Below are 17,760 nucleotides of genomic sequence, written 5' to 3'. Positions count from 1 at the left end.
AAGCGGGCTCGCTGCCTGGCAGCGAGCCCGTCCTTACGAAACCCGCCTTTACCGCAACCTCGCCTGCAAAGGCAGGTCGCCGAACAGCGACGGTTCCGCGCTGGTGCGCGCCTTCTCGATCGTCAGAATCCTGAGCTTGGTCTCGACGCCGCCATCGGCCGAGAAGCCACCGGTCTTGCCGCCGGCAGCGAGCACACGATGGCAGGGCACGATGATTGGAATCGGGTTCTGGCCGAGCGCGACGCCGACGGCCCGCGCCGCGCCGGGCTCGCCGATCCGCGCCGCGACCTCGCCATAGGTCAACGTCTCGCCAGGCGGGATCGCCAGCGCCACCGCATAGACGCGCCGGTTGAATTCCGGCGTCGCCGAAAGATCGATCGGCAGATGTGCAAGGTCGCGCTGCTCGCCCGCCAGCAAGGCGACGACGTCGGAGATCGCCTGCCGGACGAAGGCGGGTGGCTCGGTCTCGAGGCTGTCCGGGAAACGCTTTGCCAGCCGCCGCCGCGCCGCGTCCTCGTCACGCTCGGGCAATTGCGCCGCGATGATGCGCTCACCTTGCCAGACCAGGGCGCAGGAGCCGATCGCGGTGGTGAAGAGACAGAAGTTTTGCATGCCTTCCACGCTAGCGCAGCGGCGCGTCGTAGGGCACCCGATTCCTGCCACCCAATGTCAGCGGTCGTCCGGTCACGCCCAGAGCCGTTCCTTCTCCAGCCCCTTGTAGAGATCGGCCACCTGCTCGGCATAGCCGTTGAACAGCAGCGTCGGCTTGCGGTCGCGCGAACCCAGCACCTGCTCGCTCGCCTGGCTCCAGCGCGGATGCGAGACCTCCGGGTTCACATTGGCCCAGAAGCCGTATTCGGAGGCCTGCAGCCCTTCCCAGAAGGTCTTCGGACGCTCGGCGACGAAGCTGATCTTGCTGATCGATTTGACCGACTTGAAGCCGTATTTCCACGGCGTGATCAGCCGCAGCGGCGCGCCATGCTGGGTCGGGATCGGCTTGCCGTAGATGCCGGTCACCATCAGCGTCATGTCATGCGTCGCCTCGGCGATGGTCAGCCCCTCGGTATAGGGCCAGGGATACCAGCGCTGCGACTGTCCGGGCGCCATCCTTGGATTCATGAAGGTCTGCATCTGCACGTATTTCGCGCCGGAAAGCGGCTTGGCCAGCGCGACGAGCTCCTTCAGCGGGAAGCCGGTCCATGGCACCGCCATCGACCAGGCCTCGACGCAGCGGAAACGGTAGAGCCGCTCCTGCAGCGTGACCTTGCGGATCAGGTCGTCGAAGCCGATCTCGAACGGCTTTTCGACCAGCCCATCGATCGCGATCGTCCAGGGCCGCGTGACCAGCCGCTTCGATGCGGCAGCGACCTCCTTCGAGGTGCCGAACTCGTAGAAATTATTGTAGTTCGCCGCCAGCTCCTCGTCGGTCACCGGCCGGTCGAGCGTATAGGCCTCGTTGCGCTTGGCCGGGTAGAGGTCCAGCGTCGGGTCGGGGCCCTGCGCTCCGGCGGCCCGCGGCAGCGCGGCGCCGGCGATCAGGCCGGCACCGCCAGCGAGCCATTGCCGGCGATTGAGAAAGGCAGCTTCCGGGGTCGCCTGGCTTTCGGGCATTTCCCAGCCGGCACGACGCTTGATCAACATGACGGACATACTCCGTTGTAACGGAGCAAGTTTAGTCGATCCGGTGCCGACCCACCAAGTCACGAGCGGGAGAGCAGCTCTCCCGCCCCGTCAGGGTGACAGTTAGGTGGCGCCCTCAGGCCGGCAGTTCGGCGTAGCGCTTGGTGTAGTCGGCCTCGAGCCCTTCGATCGCCGACCAGAACCCACGCGGCGGTTTGCCGGTGAGCCGATCCTCCAGGACGCCGAGATGGGCGTGCCAGCCGCCGGAAACGCTGATCATCTCCGCCTTGTCGGCGAGCTTGCGATGCGTCACCACCAATCTGACCTTGTCACCCTCGGGGACAAGCTCGAAGGTCACTTCGGAACTTGCATCGTCCTCGCCCGGCCAGGTCATCGCCAGCGCCGTCATCGGCTCGTAGCGCGTCACGGTGCCCTTGGACGGCCAGCCATTGTCATTCATATCGCGATAGCGCTCGGGGGGCGGCTCGCTTGTGATCTGCGAATGCTTGAACAGGAGGTCTGCCTTGCCGCCGACGCGCGGCTCGATCTCGCCCGAAGCCAGCCAGGTCCCGCGCTTGTCGGACTCGGTGAGGTAGGACCAGACCCGTTCGACCGGACCGGGCAAGAGGCGCTCGAAGCGGACCGCGCCGCTCTCCAGAACCACGCCGTATTCGTTCATGACATCACTCCTTACTCGTCTTCGGGTTTGGTGAGCTCTCGTTCCAGGCGGTCGAGCCCCGCATTCCAGAAGCCGCGCACCTGCCGCACCCAGGCATCGAAAGCATCGAGCCCGGCGGGATCGAGCCGATAGATCCGGCGCTGGCCGCTGACCTCGACGCTCACCAGCCCCGCCTCCTTCAGCACCTTGAGATGCTGCGAGATCGCCGGCGCGCTCATGCCGAACTGCGCGGTGATCTCGCCCGCCGCCATGGCGCGCTGGCCCAGCATCTCGACGATGCGGCGGCGGGTCGGGTCAGCAAGGGCGGTGAAGCGGTCCATGCGCTTTATTTAAAACATAACTTAATTAAGTCAATGCATAAATACAAGCCACGTCGATGGCGCGCCCTCCCCTTGCATGCATGTCGCTTGTGGTCGCGGCGGTTGCAGGTCATGAAAGGCTCCCCATACGCCTCCCATCCGAGATCATGCCCTCCCGAAACGCCACCCTCGCCGGCATCCTGATGATGCTGCTCGGCATCCTGCTGTTCTCGATCAACGACGTGATGGGGAAGTGGCTGGTAGCGACCTATACGGTCGGCCAGGTCCTGCTGCTGCGCTCGGCCGCGGCGCTGCTGGTGATCGTGCCTTTCGTCGTCAAGCAGGGCGTTCAGCGCACGCTGCGGCCGGAGCGGCCGGGCCTGCAGTTGCTGCGCGTCACGCTGGGCTCCTGCGAGGTCGCGCTATTCTACTGGGCAGTGTCCTATCTGCCGCTCGCCGACACGATGACGCTCTGGCTGGCGGCGCCGGTCTGGGCGGTTGTGCTGGCGGCGGTCCTGCTCGGCGAACGCGTCGATGCCGGGCGCTGGCTCGCCGTGGTCGCCGGCTTCGTCGGCGTCGCGATCGCACTCAACCCGTCGGGGCAGAGCCTGTCCTTGCCGGCGATCATCGCGCTCGTCGGCAGCTTCTCCTTCGCGGCGATGATGATCACCGGTCGGCAACTGCGCGGCACGCCCGACGTCACGCTGGTCTTCTGGCAGACGCTCGGCGCGCTGGTGATGGGCATCGTGCTTCTACCCTTCGGCTGGGTGACGCCGACACTCGCGGACCTCGGACTACTCGGCCTCCTCGGCGTCGTCGCCATGGTCGCGCATATCTGCGTGACGCGCTCGCTCAAGCTGGCCGAGGCTTCGGTCGTGGTGCCCTACCAGTACACGCTGATCGTCTGGGCGCTGGTCTTCGGCTGGTTCGTCTTCGGCGACTGGCCGACGCCGGCCATGCTGTTCGGCTCCGCGCTGATCATCGCCGCCGGCCTTGCTCTGCTCGTCCTGGAGCGGCGTGCCGGCAATGCTGCCTCTGAAACCGCCAAGGAGCGTGTTACGATCGAGCAGAACTGATCCGGAGATGCGATGGCCGAGGCTGCGAAACCGCCGGATTTCTGGGCCTGGCTCGGCGCCGCGATCTCCCTTGTCCTCGGCCTCTGGCTGCTGATCGCCGGCTGGCGGACCCTGCCGCTGGCGCGAGGCGACCTCCTCGTCGCCGACCATGTCGGCCCGATGAGCTACAGCACACCCCTGATACGCGTCAGCTCCGGACGCCGCGGGACGGCGACCTATCGTACGCAGGATCTATGGCTGGTCGTGATCAGCGACAATCCGCGGATCAACTACCAGCAGCTCTATCGGCCGGCCCGTGGCCTCTGGGTCGACGGCATCGACCGGCTCGACCGTGGCCAGCAGGTCCGCTTCCTCGTCGATCCCAGTGATCGGCTCGTCTACGAGGCGACCTCGCGCGGCAAGACCTTCCTTGCCTATGACGATACCGCCGAGAAACTGACCAGCGGAGCGCATCGCTCGTTCCTGTTCGGTTTTGCGTTGCTTGCCGGCGCCGTCTGGCACCTCTGGCCGCTGGCCTCACGTTACTGGCGCGAGCGGCAAGGCGCCGGCGAAGCCCATGGCGGCTGAGAAGGCGGAGACCGGACCGCTCTGGTGGGCGGGGGTTGCAACCCTTGGCCTCGTCTTCCTCGCCTATGGCTACGGCATCCTGCCGATCGCGCGCGAACGGCTCGTCACGGTCGAGCTGGAAGCTCCCCTGTCGATCCGACAGGTGCTGATCGAGCTCAGCGGACGCAACCCCGATAGTTACTACACCCAGTATGTCGACGCGTCGCTGCCCGATCGCGGCAAAGTCGTGATCAGGCCGGTCGCCAAGATCCTCATCCCCGAGATCGAGACTTTGAAACGCGGCCAGGTCCGCTTTCTGGTCGATCCGTCCAGCCTGAGGATCTACGAAGCCGCCATCGATGGCCGCATCGTCCAATCCTATGTGAGCTCGGCCGGCCGGCAGCGCAGTCATGCCTTCATCGCGCTGGGTGCCGGGGTGTTCTGCGTCGGGGTCGGGGTTCTGGGGCTGGCGCCGCTGCTCCGGGCGCGCGACAAAAAGCAGGCCCGCCCGAACGAGTGAGCGGGCTGGAGGACTTCATGGCGACGATCACCTATCTGACCACCGTCCAGTTCGGCTTCGGCGAGCTCAAGACCCTCGCGCCCGGGCTGGCCGATCTGAAGATCGCGCGCCCACTGATCGTCGCCGACCGCGGGCTCGCGGCGACCGACCTGATCGACCGGCTACGCGCCGCCTCGCCCCTGCTCGGCAATGCGCCGCTCTTCGTCGATACCCCGACCAATCCGACCGAGGAAGCCGTCGAGGCTGCGGTGGCGCTCTATCGCGAGCATAATTGCGACGGCCTGGTCGCCATCGGCGGCGGCTCGCCGATCGATCTCGCCAAGGGCGTCGCCTTGCTCGCCAGCCATGACGGTCCGCTCGAGACCTATGCCGCGATCCTCGGCGGCATCCCGAAGGTGACGAGCAAGGTCGCGCCGGTGATCGCCATCCCGACCACCGCCGGCACCGGCAGCGAGGTCGGCCGCGCCGCGCTGATCACGCTGAAGGACGGCCGCAAGCTCGGCTTCATCTCGCCCCACCTGATCCCGAAGCTCGCCATCTGCGACCCCGATCTGACGCTCGGCCTGCCCGGCTGGCTCACCGCCGCCACCGGCATGGACGCGCTGACCCATTGCATCGAGACCTATCTGAGCCCGCGCGACAATCCGCCGGCCGAGGCGATCGCGCTCGACGGGCTGAAGCGCGCCGCAAGCCATATCGAACGCGCCACCGCCGACAGCTCCAACCGCGAGGCCCGCAAGGAGATGCTGATGGCGGCGCTGCAGGGCGGCCTGACCTTCCAGAAAGGCCTCGGCGCCGTCCACGCCCTCTCGCACCCGCTCGGCGGCCTGAAGCAGGTCTCGCTGCATCACGGCACGCTCAACGCCGTGCTACTGCCGGCGGTGCTGCGCTTCAACGAGCAGGCGGCCGCGGCCAAGTACGCGGAGATCCGTCGCGTGCTCGGCCTCTCCGCCGATGCCGATCTCGCCGGTTGGATCGCCGGGCTGACGCAGCGCCTCGGCCTGCCGGGTTCGCTGTCGCAGATGGGCGTGCCGCGCGAGGTGCTGCCCGGTATTTCGGAAGCGGCGACGCAGGACCATTCGAGCGCGACCAATCCGCGGCAGGCGAGCGCCGCGGATTACCTCGCGATGCTGGAAGCGTCGTTCGGGTAACGGATTGGCGCGGGATCCCCTCTCCTGGAAGGAGAGGGGTAGGGGTGAGGTGTTCGGACTGCAAAAATTGGCCTGAACCCGACCGCGCGGTCAGCGCTCGCTGGTCACAGGGGCTACACCTCACCCTGCCCTCTCCTTCCAGGAGAGGGTTCCTCGCGCCTCTATCGTCTCTGACCGGGGGAACCGGGCAGACATTGGTCAAGCCGAAGCATGACGCACTTCATCACATCCTGAACACACCGAAGCGCGTCTCCGGCACCTCGGCGTTGAGGCAGGCGGAGAAGGCGAGGGCCAGCACCCGGCGCGTCTCGGAGGGCAGGATGATGCCGTCGTCCCAGAGCCGAGCGGTGGCGTAATAGGGCGAGCCCTCCGATTCGATCTTGTCGCGGATCGGCGCCTTGAAGGCTTCGGCGTCTTCGGCGCTCCAGGGCTTGCCCTCGGCTTCGAGATTGTCGCCGCGCACTGTGGCAAGCACGCTCGCCGCCTGCTCGGCGCCCATCACCGAGACCTTCGAATTCGGCCAGGCGAACAGGAAGCGCGGCGAGTAGGCACGCCCGCACATGCCGTAGTTGCCGGCGCCGAACGAACCGCCGACCAGTACGGTGATCTTCGGCACCCGCGCCGAGGCAACCGCCGTCACCAGCTTGGCGCCGTCCTTGGCGATGCCGCGCGTCTCGGCCTCGCGCCCGACCATGAAGCCGGTGATGTTCTGCAGGAACAGCAGCGGGATGCGGCGCTGGCAGCACAGCTCTATGAAATGCGCGCCCTTGAGCGCGCTCTCCGAGAACAGGATGCCGTTATTGCCGATGATGCCGACCGGGATGCCGTGGATGCGGGCAAAGCCCGTCACGAGGGTCGAGCCGTAGAGCGGTTTGAACTCGTCGAGCTGCGAACCATCGACCAGCCGGGCGATGACCTCGCGGATGTCGTACTGTTTCTTGAGGTCGGTCGGCACGACGGCGTCGAGCTCGTCGGCGCCGTAGAGCGGCTCGACCGTCTCGGCGAGATCGATGTCCGGCCGCTTGACGCTGTTGAAATTGCTGGCGATCCGCCGCGCGATCGCCAGCGCATGGGTGTCGTCGCCGGCGTAATGGTCGGCAACGCCCGAGAGCCTGGCATGGACGTCGGCACCGCCGAGATCCTCGGCCGAGACGACTTCGCCGGTCGCGGCCTTCACCAGCGGCGGGCCGCCGAGGAAGATCGTGCCCTGGTTCCTGACGATGACGGTCTCGTCCGACATCGCCGGGACATAAGCGCCGCCGGCGGTGCAGGAGCCCATCACCACCGCGATCTGGGGAATGCCGAGGCCCGACAGCGTCGCCTGATTGTAGAAGATGCGGCCGAAATGCTCGCGGTCGGGAAAGACCTCGGTCTGGTGCGGCAGGTTCGCACCGCCCGAATCGACCAGATAGATGCACGGGAGCTTGTTCTCGCGTGCGATCTCCTGGGCGCGCAGATGCTTCTTCACCGTCATCGGGTAGTAGGTGCCGCCCTTGATGGTGGCATCGTTGCAGACGACCATCACCTCGCGCCCGGCGACGCGGCCGATGCCGGCGATCATGCCAGCGCCGTGGACGTCCTTGTCGTACATTTCGAAGGCGGCGAGCGAACCGATCTCGAGGAAGGCAGAGCCGGGATCGAGCAGTCGCAGCACGCGCTCGCGCGGCAGCAGTTTTCCACGCGCCGTATGGCGCTCGCGCGAGCGCGCACTGCCGCCGAGCGCGGCCGTGGCGCGTCGCTCCAGCAATTGATCGCGCAGCGTGGTCCAGGCGGCGACATTGGTGCGCGCCTCGGCCGAATTGAGATCGACCTTGCTCTCGATGACCGCCACGGCGCGCTCCCTCACGACAATTCTTCAGTGCGGGTTATGGCGCGCCGCGGCCAAAAGGCAAACAGGCGACGGCGCACAGATGCGCCGTGCGCGATTCTATCGAGCGTTACTCCCGCATGCGCTTGACCGAACCGGTCACGGTCGGCGCCGCGAACGCGCCGATCGCCCCGCCCGCAACGGCGCCGATCGGCCCGCCGACGATCGCGCCCGTTCCCGCGCCGGCGGCTGCGCCGGCGATGCGCTCTTCGGTGGTCGAGCAGGCTGAAAGCAGGGCCGCCAGGCAGCCCGCGAAGATGAACCTCGTCATCGTCGTCCCCATGATTGATGTCACGGGGCAAGCATCCCGCCGGATGGTCAACGCAAGGTAAACGTTAGGAAACGGCGATCGTTTGGCCGAAAATCTGCTCGAACTCGGCCCGCAACGCGCTGTCGACCTCGGGCATCGTCACCGGCAGGCCGAGATCGACCAGCGAGGTCACGCCCTGGTCGGAAACGCCGCAGGGCACGATGCCGCCGAAATGGGCCAGCTCCGGCTCGACATTGAGCGAGATACCATGGAACGAGACCCAGCGCCGGACGCGGATGCCGAGCGCGGCGATCTTGTCCTCAGCATTCATCCCCTTCTCCGGCCTGCGCACCCAGACGCCGACGCGCTCCTCGCGCCGCTCGCCGCGGATATTGAAGGCGCCGAGCGTAGCGATCAGCCAGGCCTCCAGCGCCGAGACGAAGCGACGCAGATCGGGCTCGCGCCGCTTCAGGTCGAGCATGACATAGGCCACGCGCTGGCCGGGGCCGTGATAGGTGAACTGCCCGCCCCGCCCGGTCTTGTGCACTGGGAAGCGCTCCGGCGTCAGCAGGTCCTCGTCCTTGGCCGAGGTGCCGGCGGTGTAGAGCGCGGGATGCTCGACCAGCCAGACGCGCTCGCGCGCGACGCCGTCCGCGATCAGCGCGGCGCGCGCCTCCATCTCGGCCACAGCCGCCTCATAGCCGACTGGCTCGTCGGCGATCACCCATTCGACCGGCTCGGAACCTGCCTCCGGCAGGAACGAGACCGCAAGCGCCTCGCGCGTCTTCACTTTGGCTTAACCTAGTTTGTTCAACTCTTGGCAACCGGTGCCGCGCCCATTCGCTTCGCCGCTGCTCATGCGCCGGTTTCCGCGTCGCTGGCAAGTTCGTGGAATTGTTTTCAGTTAAGTCTGCGGAGGCAGGTTTTGAAGGCCGATCTCGATCACGTCGCGGTAGAGCTCACAGTGGTGCTCGGCTCGGCCCAGATGCCGATCTACAAGCTGCTGCGCATGGGCCGCGGTGCGATCATCGAGCTCAACGCGACCGAGAACGACGAGGTCCAGATTCTCGCCAACAACCACCCCTTCGCCAAGGGCCACGTCGTCGTCGCCGGAACCCGAATCTCGGTCGAGATCACCGAGATGCTGAAGCGCCCGACCGTCTACTCGCTCGAAACCGTCGCCGACGCCGCCTGAGGCGCCCTTCCCCACAGCCCTGATGATTTTCCTGATTGCGGCTCTTGTAGCCGGGAACTTGATTTGCTAGACCCGCGCCGCTCCGGAGTTCACCGCCACAGCGCGGCGGCCTCCAAGAGCCGCTGCGGTCATGGCGGAATTGGTAGACGCACTACCTTGAGGTGGTAGCGGGGAGACCCGTGGAGGTTCGAGTCCTCTTGACCGCACCAGTTTAGAGCGAAGGCTCGTGAAACGGCGATCCCCCCGGGGATCGCCGTTTTTCGTTGCGAATGCATCGAATCCGCTCCCGGCGCGTTGCCATGGAGCAGCAGCGCTGACACAAGGGCGCATCCGCGTTCCGGCGCGAATCCCCTGCCCCGAAGCCCCAGCCCTCGAATCGCGGAGCGACCCATGGTGGAAGCCGAGCACGCTCCGGACGAAACGCCGGAGCGCAAGGTCCGCGACGAGGACGGCGCAATCGACGCGGGCTTCGTCGAACAGGTCTCGCAGGCCGTCCTGCTCTCCGACGTCACCGCTTTGCGGAAGCTCGTCGCCGAGCTGCATGAGGCGGATCTCGGCGACCTGCTCGAGGCGCTCGACGCCGAGGAGCGGCCGAAGCTGATCTCGCTGCTCGGCGGCGATTTCGACTTCACCGCCCTGACCGAAGTCGACGATGCAGTCCGCGAGGAGATTCTCGAGGAGCTCTCGCCGGAGACCGTCGCCGAGGGCGTGCGCGAGCTCGATACCGACGACGCGGTCTACATCCTCGAGGACCTCGACGAGGCCGACAAGCGCGAGATTCTCGACAAGCTCACGCCGGCCGAGCGCACTGTGCTGCAGCAGGGCCTCGACTATCCCGAGGACTCCGCCGGCCGGCGCATGCAGCCCGAGGTGATCGCGGTGCCGCCGTTCTGGACGGTCGGCCACACCATCGACTTCCTGCGCGACACCGCAGAATTGCCCGAACGCTTCTTCGAGATCTTCGTCGCCGACCCGAGCCATCATTTCGTCGGCACGGTCAGGCTCGACCGGTTGCTGCGCACCAAGCGCCCGGTCAGCGTCGTCGACCTCGTCGAGGATGATCGCCGCGTCGTCCAGGCGACCGACGACATTGAGGACGTCGCACGGATGTTCCAGCGTTACAATCTCGTCGCCGCGCCAGTGGTCGATTCGGCCGGCCGGCTGGTCGGCGTGATGACGATCGACGATATCGTCGACGTGATCGAGGAAGCCGGCGACGACGACGTCAAGCAGCTCGCCGGCGTCGACGCGGAAGAGGAGATTTCGGATTCGGTGCGCCAGGTCGCGCTCGGCCGCTTCCGTTGGCGCTTCATCAGCCTGATCGCGGCCTTCGTCAGCGCCTCGGTGATGGCGCTGTTCGAGGAACAGCTCGGCAAGCTCGTCGCACTCGCCGTGCTGGCGCCGATCGTCGCCAGCCAGGGCGGCAATGCCGCGACGCAGACGATGACGGTGGCGGTGCGCGCGCTCGGCACCGGCGAGCTCGGCGGCTGGAACATGGGCCGTTTCTTCCGGCGCGAGATGATCGTCGGCGTGCTCAACGGCGTCGCCTTCGCGCTGATCACCGCGCTGGTCGCCGGCTTTTGGTTCGGCAACCCCATGCTCGGCGTCGTCATCGGCCTCGCCATGGTCGCGACCCTGATCATCGCCGCGCTCGCCGGCGTTGCCGTGCCGCTGGTCCTCGACAAGGCCGGCATCGATCCGGCGATCTCGTCCGGCACCTTCGTCACCACCATCACCGACGTGGTCGGCTTCTTCTCCTTCCTGGGCATCGCGACAATGCTGCTGCGCCTCGCCTAGATCATTGTTACCGCATCGGTTTCTTCCGAAACATGGATTCCACCTTCCGGTCCGACGCTATAGAGACGGCTTTGCGAACAGATCACGCGAACGATGATCCCAATTTCGAAGCGACAGCCACCGAAAAACCGGTAACGTAAACCGGGCGTCAAGCTTTCTCCTTAATTGTCCGGGAAATGACCGCCCGCCGCATGAAACCCTTTTCCCTGGCCCCCTTCGCTCTGCTCGCCGCCCTGACGGCTCTGGGCGGCTGCGTCGGCTTGGACAACTATCCGGCCAAGGGCGATGCGCGCCCGCATCCCGGCGTCGAGGCTGCCAGGCGCTATCCGATCCAAGGCATCGACATCTCGCGCTGGCAGGGCGAGATCGACTGGGCTTCGGTCAAGGCGGCCGGCACCCGCTTCGTCTACATCAAGGCGACCGAGGGCGGCGATCATATCGACCCCGCCTTCCAGCGGAACTGGGAAGGCGCGCGCCGCGCCGGCATTCCGCGCGGCGCCTATCACTTCGTCTACTGGTGCCGCCCGGCGCATGAGCAGGCGGTCTGGTTCAAGCAGCAGATCCCGAACGATCCCGACGCGCTGCCGCCGGTGCTCGATCTCGAATGGAACGGCCACTCCAAGACCTGCCCGAAGAAGGTCGAGCGCTCGCTGGCGCTGGAGAAGATCCGGCTGATGCTGACGGAGCTCGAGCAGCTCACCGGCAAAAAGCCTGTGATCTACACCGACATCACCTTCCACAAGGACATCCTGGAGGGCGAGTTCAACGACTACCCCTACTGGATCCGCTCGACCGCGGCGAAGCCGGAGGTCCGCTACGAGAACCGGCCTTGGGCCTTCTGGCAGTTCACGACCACCGGCCGCATCCCCGGCATCAAGGGCGATGTCGACCGCAACGCCTTCTACGGCAATGAGGGCGAGTTCACCGGTTGGCGCGAAGGCCGCTTCGACATCGGCACCCGCACCTGGACGCGCCAGCGCCCGGTTCCGGCCAATCCGAGCCCCGGGCCGGAACACACGCCCGTCGCGACGATGCCGGGGGCAAACAGGACGGTGGCCGCCGCCTCCTTCCAGCCGGCGCCGCTCGGTCAGGTGGTCGACGACGAGGCCTCGCCGGAATCCGAGTAAGCCGCCTATCCGCGAGGCACCCTGGCGCGCGCCAGACCGAGCCCGACGAAGTAGCAGGCCGCGAGCGCTAAGCCGGCCCTGCTCCAGATATCCGGCAGCATGGCCTGCCACAGCGTCGCCGCCGCGGCGAGCGCCCATATCCCGAGCATCGCCGTCGTCAGCCCGCGCCAGCGCCGCACGCGCACCGGATGTACGAACACCACCGGCAGGAACATCAGCGCCGTCGCGATCAGGATGGTCGCCAGCGCAAGCCAAGCCGGCGGCGCGAAGGCGACGATGTAGAACACGACAATGTTCCAGACCGCCGGGAAGCCGCGGAACCACCAATCGTCGGTCTTCATCCCGGTGTCGGCGAAATAGAGCGCGCTCGCCAGCGTCACGGCGAGACCCGCGACCAGCCCATAGGGCTGCGCCATCACCTCCGCCCGCAGCAGCATCGCCGCCGGCACGAAGACATAGGTGACGAAGTCGACGACGAGATCGAGCTGCGCCCCGTCATAGCGCTTGGCCCGCTCCTTCACCGCAAAGCGTCGCGCCAGCGGCCCGTCGACCGCATCGACCACCAGAGCGACGCCGAGCCAGACGAAGGCCTGCGTGAGATCGCCGGTGAACACCGCCTGCAGCGCCAGCAACCCGAGCGCGGCGCCGAGGGCCGTCAGCACATGGACGCCATAGGCGAGAACCCGGCTGCCTTTGCCTTCCCCCTCACCGCCCGGATCATCCATTGCCAGCCTCCCGCCGGTTAACCAAGCCTGAAGCCAGCCGCTCGAATGCTAACCACCTCTTAACCCGGTGGCCGCCTATCCTTTTCTCGCAAACAGGAGACAAGCATGGCGCCCCGCGCTGAGACCAGTCCAGAAGCGCGGCCGGCCCACAAGCTTCGCTTACGTCTTGCCGCGCTATCGGTGCTTGGCATGTTTTGCGCCGAGCCGGCGCTGGCGCTCTATCCCAAGAAGGGCGATTCCGATCCCCATGGCGGCGTGCGCGACGCGCGTCGCCGCGTCATCCAGGGCATCGACGTCTCGCGCTGGCAGGACAATATCGACTGGCAGAAGGTCAAGGACGCCGGCACCCGCTTCGCCTTCATCAAGGCGACCGAGGGCGGCGACCATCTCGATCCGATGTTCCGCAAGAACTGGGCCGGCGCAAAGGCGGCCGGTGTGCCGCGTGGCGCCTATCATTTCGTCTACTGGTGCCGCCCGGCCAAGGACCAGATCCGCTGGTTCAAGCGCCATATCCCGCGTGATCCGGACGCCCTGCCGCCTGTGCTCGACGTCGAATGGAACGGCGAATCCGCCAAATGCGGGAAGAAGATTCCGCGCGAGAAGGCGCTCGCCAAGATCCGCGAGATGCTCAGGGGGTTGCAGGAACACACCGGCAAGAAGCCGATCATCTACACCGACATAACCTTCCACGAAGACGTGCTGGAAGGCGAGTTCAACGACCACCCCTACTGGCTGCGCTCGACCGCAGCCCCGCTGCACCATCGCTATGAACGCAAGCAGTGGGAGTTCTGGCAGTTCACCACCACCGGCCGCGTACCCGGCATCACCGGCGACGTCGACCGCAACGCCTTCTTCGGCAGCGAGCACGAATTCGCCGCCTGGCGCGACGGACGCTACGACATCGGCGCGCGCAAATGGCGCGGCGGCGAGCCCAGGGTCGCGACCACGCCAAAGCCGCCCGCTTCCCCGGCCGGGCTCAGGACGCCCAAGGCGGCCGGCGGCACGCCGCTGAAATTCCTGCCGCCGGGCAGGATTCCGCGCTCGGCGTCCCGCGACGTCTCGACCACGGGCTCGCTGGCCAATCGCGGCGACGACTGAGCTTGCGTTAGAGCCAGCCCTTTTTCGTCATGCAGTCGCTGTAAGTTCGTGAATTGAAGTACTGCCAGCGCCCGTTCGCGAGCGTGCCACCGGTTTCCAGCGCGCAGGTGCATCCGCGCTTGTTGTTCACTTGCGCGCATTGTGGATTGATGCCCGCCTCCGCCGTCGATGCCGTTTTCTTCTGTTGGGCGGCAGCCATCCCGATGGACAATACCAACATGAATGCGGCTGCGAGCGGTACACCAAGCCCGACCTTCATCGACGTCTCCCCCTGGATGCAAAGCTGGCACGATGATGAAGCGGCCAGATTTGCATTGGCTCACATCCCGGCGTCCGACACGTCCCCCATTTGGGGGTAAACAGCAGGTTTGGCTGCTTATCCCGATACTTGGTCCGGTTGCGCCAGGTCTCCTGACCCGGTAATCGGCCCGCGCCACTTCCCGCACTGGGCCGATCCCGCCGTCGGGCCACAAGCAGTCCGACGAGGCCGCAGCTCATGGACAGGCGCATAGTCACAATGAACGACCTGCAGTCGCAGACGGGCATCGTCTGGGCCTATCGCTTCGCCGCGGACGGCACGCCCGCGCTGATGCCGCGCGACCAGTTGCCGACTCTGACGCCCGAAGACGGCTTCGTCTGGCTGCATCTCGACCTCGTCCACACCAGGGCCCAGGCCTGGATCGACGAGCGCAAGGAGCTGCCGTCGGCGGCGCGCGAGCTTCTGCTCTCGCGCGAGACGCATCAGCGGCTCGACCATACCGGCAGCCTGGTCTGGGGCATCGCCCATGACCTGACCCGCGACATCGTCGACCGCACCGACACGATCGGCACGCTGGCCTGGGCAGTCGGCGAACGCTTCCTGCTCACCGGCCGGCGCGAGGCGCTGCAATCGGTCCGCAAGGCGGTGGAAGCCCTCAATGCCGGCGAGCGGATCGCCTCCCCGGCCGAACTCTTCGAGCACCTCATCGAATACCTGATCGACGACGTCACCGATGCGGTCGTGCGGCTTTCCGACGAGACCGACAGCGTCGAGGACCAGATCCTGCTCGACAAACTGGAGGACGGCCCGCAGCGCGTCGGCGCCGTCCGCCGCTCCGCCGTGCAGTTGCATCGCCAGCTTGCCGGCCTGCACCTTTTGTTCCGGCGCTTCGCCGAGACGCCCTCGGGACGCTCCGCTCCGGAGACGGTGCGGGCGGCGGCGCTGCGGCTGCTGCTGCGGGTCGATACGCTGCGCCAGGACATCCAGTCGGTGCAGGACCGCGCCCGCCTGCTCCAGGACGAGATCGCCGTGCGCTCGGCCAACCAGACCAACCGCCAGCTCTATGTGCTCTCGATCCTGACCGCGCTGTTCCTGCCGGCGACCTTCATCACCGGCCTGTTCGGCATCAATGTGAAGGGATTGCCCTGGGTGGAATCGGATCTCGGCGCCGAGATGGTCACCGTCGCCTGCCTCGCCGCTTCCATGCTGACCCTGTTCCTGCTGCGCCGGCGCGGAGTGATCGGGCGGTAGCAGCGGTCGCGGACCTTCAAAGCTGCGCCAGCAGGACCTCGACCAGCGCCTCCGGATTGAGGCGCGCGACGTTGTGCCCGCAATCGAAGGCGAAGGTCGACCACTCCGGATCGTTGCTCAGGCGTTCATGGAGATCGCGGAACGGGCTGCCCTCCCATCCGAAGGCCCCGATATAGGTCTTGCGCCGCGCCTCGCGCCAGCGCCCGCTGAGGTTGATCGCCTGGAGGAATGTCCCGATCGGATGCGGCCGGCAGCGCGGGTCCAGATGGGCGGGCGGTGCACAGTTGAGACCGTCGCCCTTCGCGCCTGCGATGAAGACATCCCGAAAACGCGGCGTCGTCAGCGACCAGACCGAATCGCCGTCATCTGGCACATAGGCATCGACATAGACCAATCCCCGGATTCGCGACGGCACGACATCGGCAGCGCCGCTCACGACCATCCCGCCATAGGACTGCCCGACAAGGACGACATCGTCGCGCTGCACCGTCACGACCTCGACGACCTCGCCGATGTGAGTACCGAGACTGGCCGTCGGAGCAGCCTCATCGCCGAGGCCGGACAGCGTGATCGGCAAGGCTGTATGCCCACCCGCCGTAAGCAGATCGGCTACCTTCTGGTAGACCCACCCGCCCTGCCAACCACCGGGTATCAGCACAAAAATGGCCATCGCGATCGCCTCCGGCTCTGACGCCTGCGAAACTTCCGCACCTTTTCGTCAGCAATACGTCGGCTGATAGCGCTGGGTTGACGGTATCCGTTCAAGCCCCGGCCTTGGCGGCCTGACGCTGAGCCCGCTTCTCCGCTCCTTTCGCGCCGATGCCGATGGCGAGGCGGATGACGAGCAGTTCCAGCACGGCGACAGCCGCGAACACGCCGAGAATGATCATCCGGTCGCTGCCCCTGCCCAGCCCCAGGGTTCCGAACTCGCTCAGCAACGCCGCAGCGGCGAGGAACACGAAAGCCGCCTGGACCGCATAGGTCACGAGCGCACACAGCGCCGCGACGGTCCAGGCCCGGCCGGAGGCCGGGCGCGCCTGCTCGCGCAGGAACCAGAGCTGGCCAACCCACGAGGCTGCGCCCCAGATCAGGAACAGGCCCATCGCAGCCATGTTGCCGGTGCTGAACGTGAAATACCTCTCCAGGAGCAGGAAGACGACGTTCAGCAGGACCACGCCGACGATCAGGAATCCGGCATAGCGCAGGACAAGGGCGCCCGTGGACATGGGCGAAGCGGTCGGCTGCTGAGGCATGGCAAATCTCCGGCGGTACTCGGCTCGCCGGCTACGGCAGTCGCAAGTACCGGTAAAGCACCGCCGCCGCATGCGGGGCCGGCTCGAAAAGCGGGCCAGGTCACGCGAAAGCGTCTCTCCTGCTCCCAGCGTTTCGCTGAGACGACGCGCAGTGGCCGGTGCTCCCCGAGCCCTGCAGACCCCTCTTTCAGAACCGCATCTCGACCCTTCCCTTGAGGGCGTGGTCGCGGGAGCGTTCGCCGATGGCGGCGGAGTAGGTCAGGCCGAGCGCGGTGGCCTGCGAAATGCGCCAGTCGAGCCCGGCTTCCGCCACCAGCGCTTCGCGGTCGATCGGGGCGGCGAAGACGGCGGCCGCGGTGGTGCCGGCGACGAAGGCGGTGCGGGCCTGCGGGGTGAGCTCGCCGAAGCCGTGGCGCCAGCCGAGCATCGCCCGGGCGAACAGCGGCATCGCCCCGAGCTGCGCCTCGGCCCTTAAGCCGAGCGTGGTGAAGCCGAGCGTCTGTTCGGAGGAGAGCACGCGCAGCGCCGCCGCGCCGCCGCGCTCCATGCCGGCATCGGTGCTGACCCGGATCAGCGCGAGCTGGGCGAAGGGTTCGAGTGCGAAGCCCTGGAAAGCGAAGGCATAGCCGAGCTCGGCAAAGCCCTGCGCCACCGAACCCGGACGCTGCAGGCGCAAGGCGTCGCCGAAGCCGCGGATCTGGACCTGGCGGCGGATGTCGCTCTCCGACCAGGTATAAGCGGCGCCGGCATCGAGCCTGAGCTGGCCGAAGCGCGCGCCGGCATAGAGGCCGGCATGGCCGCTCTCGAGCCGGCCCGAGGAGAGCCTTGCATCGAGATCGAAGCGCGACTGGCTGTAGCCGCCGGCGACGCCGACTTTCAGCGAGGAGCCCGGCGCCTCGTAGAGCATGACGTCGGCGCCGAGCAGCGCCCCACCGCTGCGGCGGCTCATGCCCGCGGCATTGCCGTCGGCGTTGGTGTTGCCGGCGCCGCCAAAGGCCTCGCCCCAGACGGCGTAGCGCGGCTGCGGCAGCGGAGCGGGCATTGTGA

General features: G+C 66.9%; 21 protein-coding genes and 1 tRNA gene. 10 read left to right on the top strand and 12 right to left on the bottom strand.

The window, feature by feature from the left end:
* Nucleotides 1-48: 48 nt before the first annotated feature.
* The 4 genes from ACQKLX_RS26765 to ACQKLX_RS26750 form a co-directional block, all read right to left on the bottom strand.
* Complete coding sequence (locus ACQKLX_RS26765) at nt 49-612, bottom strand: methylated-DNA--[protein]-cysteine S-methyltransferase (RefSeq protein ID WP_427364604.1); 564 nt, start codon at nt 610-612, stop codon at nt 49-51.
* Between the two features lie 72 nt (nt 613-684).
* Nucleotides 685-1,641 (bottom strand): protein-methionine-sulfoxide reductase catalytic subunit MsrP, encoded by a 957-nt coding sequence (msrP, locus tag ACQKLX_RS26760; protein WP_427364603.1) that lies wholly within the window; start codon nt 1,639-1,641, stop codon nt 685-687.
* A 115-nt stretch (nt 1,642-1,756) separates the two neighbouring features.
* Nucleotides 1,757-2,299 (bottom strand): SRPBCC family protein, encoded by a 543-nt coding sequence (locus ACQKLX_RS26755; protein ID WP_427364602.1) that lies wholly within the window; start codon nt 2,297-2,299, stop codon nt 1,757-1,759.
* Between the two features lie 11 nt (nt 2,300-2,310).
* Complete coding sequence (locus ACQKLX_RS26750) at nt 2,311-2,619, bottom strand: ArsR/SmtB family transcription factor (protein ID WP_427364601.1); 309 nt, start codon at nt 2,617-2,619, stop codon at nt 2,311-2,313.
* 146 nt (nt 2,620-2,765) lie between these two features.
* On the opposite strand from ACQKLX_RS26750, the gene ACQKLX_RS26745 reads away from it, so the two are divergent.
* The 4 genes from ACQKLX_RS26745 to ACQKLX_RS26730 are packed head-to-tail and all read left to right on the top strand — an operon-like array spanning nt 2,766 to nt 5,891.
* On the top strand, nt 2,766-3,674 hold the full coding sequence (locus ACQKLX_RS26745) for a DMT family transporter (RefSeq protein WP_427364600.1): 909 nt from the start codon (nt 2,766-2,768) through the stop codon (nt 3,672-3,674).
* Nucleotides 3,675-3,686: 12 nt separating this feature from the next.
* Nucleotides 3,687-4,241, top strand: a complete 555-nt coding sequence (locus ACQKLX_RS26740) for a hypothetical protein (RefSeq protein WP_427364599.1) — start codon at nt 3,687-3,689, stop codon at nt 4,239-4,241.
* Nucleotides 4,231-4,740, top strand: coding sequence for a hypothetical protein (locus ACQKLX_RS26735; protein WP_427364598.1), 510 nt, complete (start codon nt 4,231-4,233; stop codon nt 4,738-4,740). Before ACQKLX_RS26740 ends, ACQKLX_RS26735 begins: the two co-directional genes overlap by 11 nt.
* A gap of 17 nt (nt 4,741-4,757) precedes the next feature.
* Nucleotides 4,758-5,891 (top strand): iron-containing alcohol dehydrogenase, encoded by a 1,134-nt coding sequence (locus ACQKLX_RS26730; RefSeq protein WP_427364597.1) that lies wholly within the window; start codon nt 4,758-4,760, stop codon nt 5,889-5,891.
* Between the two features lie 223 nt (nt 5,892-6,114).
* Here the strand turns inward: ACQKLX_RS26730 and ACQKLX_RS26725 are convergent, their stop codons facing one another.
* The 3 genes from ACQKLX_RS26725 to lipB form a co-directional block, all read right to left on the bottom strand.
* Entirely contained in the window at nt 6,115-7,713 is a 1,599-nt protein-coding gene (locus ACQKLX_RS26725; RefSeq protein WP_427364650.1) for a carboxyl transferase domain-containing protein, read from the bottom strand.
* 115 nt (nt 7,714-7,828) lie between these two features.
* Nucleotides 7,829-8,029: a hypothetical protein gene (locus ACQKLX_RS26720; protein WP_181430334.1), complete on the bottom strand. Its 201-nt coding sequence runs from the start codon at nt 8,027-8,029 to the stop codon at nt 7,829-7,831.
* 64 nt (nt 8,030-8,093) lie between these two features.
* Complete coding sequence (gene lipB / locus ACQKLX_RS26715; RefSeq protein WP_427364596.1) at nt 8,094-8,798, bottom strand: lipoyl(octanoyl) transferase LipB; 705 nt, start codon at nt 8,796-8,798, stop codon at nt 8,094-8,096.
* Between the two features lie 135 nt (nt 8,799-8,933).
* On the opposite strand from lipB, the gene ACQKLX_RS26710 reads away from it, so the two are divergent.
* The 4 genes from ACQKLX_RS26710 (at nt 8,934) to ACQKLX_RS26695 (ending at nt 12,127) form a co-directional block, all read left to right on the top strand.
* Nucleotides 8,934-9,203, top strand: coding sequence for a FliM/FliN family flagellar motor switch protein (locus ACQKLX_RS26710; RefSeq protein WP_126110608.1), 270 nt, complete (start codon nt 8,934-8,936; stop codon nt 9,201-9,203).
* Between the two features lie 124 nt (nt 9,204-9,327).
* A tRNA-Leu gene (locus ACQKLX_RS26705) sits at nt 9,328-9,412 on the top strand.
* Between the two features lie 181 nt (nt 9,413-9,593).
* Nucleotides 9,594-11,000, top strand: coding sequence for a magnesium transporter (gene mgtE / locus ACQKLX_RS26700; protein WP_427364595.1), 1,407 nt, complete (start codon nt 9,594-9,596; stop codon nt 10,998-11,000).
* Nucleotides 11,001-11,191: 191 nt separating this feature from the next.
* Nucleotides 11,192-12,127 carry a glycoside hydrolase family 25 protein gene (locus ACQKLX_RS26695; protein ID WP_427364594.1) on the top strand — a complete coding sequence of 312 codons (936 nt, stop codon included), beginning with the start codon at nt 11,192-11,194 and terminating at the stop codon, nt 12,125-12,127.
* Between the two features lie 5 nt (nt 12,128-12,132).
* On the opposite strand, the gene ACQKLX_RS26690 is transcribed toward ACQKLX_RS26695, so the two are convergent.
* Entirely contained in the window at nt 12,133-12,852 is a 720-nt protein-coding gene (locus tag ACQKLX_RS26690) for a CDP-alcohol phosphatidyltransferase family protein (protein ID WP_427364593.1), read from the bottom strand.
* Nucleotides 12,853-12,957: 105 nt separating this feature from the next.
* Between ACQKLX_RS26690 and ACQKLX_RS26685 the strand changes: the two genes are divergently transcribed.
* Complete coding sequence (locus ACQKLX_RS26685; RefSeq protein ID WP_427364592.1) at nt 12,958-13,950, top strand: glycoside hydrolase family 25 protein; 993 nt, start codon at nt 12,958-12,960, stop codon at nt 13,948-13,950.
* 7 nt (nt 13,951-13,957) lie between these two features.
* Here ACQKLX_RS26685 and ACQKLX_RS26680 read toward each other — a convergent pair whose 3' ends face one another.
* On the bottom strand, nt 13,958-14,209 hold the full coding sequence (locus tag ACQKLX_RS26680; RefSeq protein ID WP_427364591.1) for a hypothetical protein: 252 nt from the start codon (nt 14,207-14,209) through the stop codon (nt 13,958-13,960).
* A 258-nt stretch (nt 14,210-14,467) separates the two neighbouring features.
* Between ACQKLX_RS26680 and ACQKLX_RS26675 the strand changes: the two genes are divergently transcribed.
* Nucleotides 14,468-15,460: a CorA family divalent cation transporter gene (locus ACQKLX_RS26675; protein ID WP_427364590.1), complete on the top strand. Its 993-nt coding sequence runs from the start codon at nt 14,468-14,470 to the stop codon at nt 15,458-15,460.
* A gap of 16 nt (nt 15,461-15,476) precedes the next feature.
* On the opposite strand, the gene ACQKLX_RS26670 is transcribed toward ACQKLX_RS26675, so the two are convergent.
* The 3 genes from ACQKLX_RS26670 to ACQKLX_RS26660 all read right to left on the bottom strand — a co-directional run.
* The gene (locus ACQKLX_RS26670; RefSeq protein WP_427364589.1) at nt 15,477-16,130 is read right to left on the bottom strand and encodes an alpha/beta fold hydrolase; all 654 of its coding nucleotides are present in this window, start codon (nt 16,128-16,130) and stop codon (nt 15,477-15,479) included.
* 91 nt (nt 16,131-16,221) lie between these two features.
* Entirely contained in the window at nt 16,222-16,713 is a 492-nt protein-coding gene (locus ACQKLX_RS26665) for an ABZJ_00895 family protein (protein WP_427364588.1), read from the bottom strand.
* A 187-nt stretch (nt 16,714-16,900) separates the two neighbouring features.
* A partial coding sequence (locus ACQKLX_RS26660; protein ID WP_427364587.1) for an autotransporter outer membrane beta-barrel domain-containing protein occupies nt 16,901-17,760 on the bottom strand: 860 nt, incomplete at its 5' end.

The sequence above is a fragment of the Allobosea sp. NPDC003192 genome, from assembly GCF_050275675.1.
Lineage (GTDB): Bacteria > Pseudomonadota > Alphaproteobacteria > Rhizobiales > Beijerinckiaceae > Allobosea.
Note: the sequence above shows the minus strand (reverse complement) of the source record. Positions and strands in the feature narration are given on the sequence as shown.

What these genes read in the sequence shown, in the direction of transcription:
- ACQKLX_RS26730 (WP_427364597.1), top strand. Translation starts at nt 4,758, where the DNA reads ATGGCGACGATCACCTATCTGACCACCGTCCAGTTCGGCTTCGGCGAG.
- ACQKLX_RS26755 (WP_427364602.1), bottom strand. Translation starts at nt 2,299, where the DNA reads ATGAACGAATACGGCGTGGTTCTGGAGAGCGGCGCGGTCCGCTTCGAG.
- ACQKLX_RS26745 (WP_427364600.1), top strand. Translation starts at nt 2,766, where the DNA reads ATGCCCTCCCGAAACGCCACCCTCGCCGGCATCCTGATGATGCTGCTC.
- ACQKLX_RS26685 (WP_427364592.1), top strand. Translation starts at nt 12,958, where the DNA reads ATGGCGCCCCGCGCTGAGACCAGTCCAGAAGCGCGGCCGGCCCACAAG.
- ACQKLX_RS26750 (WP_427364601.1), bottom strand. Translation starts at nt 2,619, where the DNA reads ATGGACCGCTTCACCGCCCTTGCTGACCCGACCCGCCGCCGCATCGTC.
- ACQKLX_RS26670 (WP_427364589.1), bottom strand. Translation starts at nt 16,130, where the DNA reads ATGGCCATTTTTGTGCTGATACCCGGTGGTTGGCAGGGCGGGTGGGTC.
- ACQKLX_RS26735 (WP_427364598.1), top strand. Translation starts at nt 4,231, where the DNA reads ATGGCGGCTGAGAAGGCGGAGACCGGACCGCTCTGGTGGGCGGGGGTT.
- ACQKLX_RS26680 (WP_427364591.1), bottom strand. Translation starts at nt 14,209, where the DNA reads ATGAAGGTCGGGCTTGGTGTACCGCTCGCAGCCGCATTCATGTTGGTA.
- ACQKLX_RS26690 (WP_427364593.1), bottom strand. Translation starts at nt 12,852, where the DNA reads ATGGATGATCCGGGCGGTGAGGGGGAAGGCAAAGGCAGCCGGGTTCTC.
- ACQKLX_RS26675 (WP_427364590.1), top strand. Translation starts at nt 14,468, where the DNA reads ATGAACGACCTGCAGTCGCAGACGGGCATCGTCTGGGCCTATCGCTTC.
- ACQKLX_RS26665 (WP_427364588.1), bottom strand. Translation starts at nt 16,713, where the DNA reads ATGCCTCAGCAGCCGACCGCTTCGCCCATGTCCACGGGCGCCCTTGTC.
- msrP (WP_427364603.1), bottom strand. Translation starts at nt 1,641, where the DNA reads ATGTTGATCAAGCGTCGTGCCGGCTGGGAAATGCCCGAAAGCCAGGCG.
- ACQKLX_RS26765 (WP_427364604.1), bottom strand. Translation starts at nt 612, where the DNA reads ATGCAAAACTTCTGTCTCTTCACCACCGCGATCGGCTCCTGCGCCCTG.
- ACQKLX_RS26695 (WP_427364594.1), top strand. Translation starts at nt 11,192, where the DNA reads ATGAAACCCTTTTCCCTGGCCCCCTTCGCTCTGCTCGCCGCCCTGACG.
- mgtE (WP_427364595.1), top strand. Translation starts at nt 9,594, where the DNA reads ATGGTGGAAGCCGAGCACGCTCCGGACGAAACGCCGGAGCGCAAGGTC.
- ACQKLX_RS26740 (WP_427364599.1), top strand. Translation starts at nt 3,687, where the DNA reads ATGGCCGAGGCTGCGAAACCGCCGGATTTCTGGGCCTGGCTCGGCGCC.
- ACQKLX_RS26720 (WP_181430334.1), bottom strand. Translation starts at nt 8,029, where the DNA reads ATGACGAGGTTCATCTTCGCGGGCTGCCTGGCGGCCCTGCTTTCAGCC.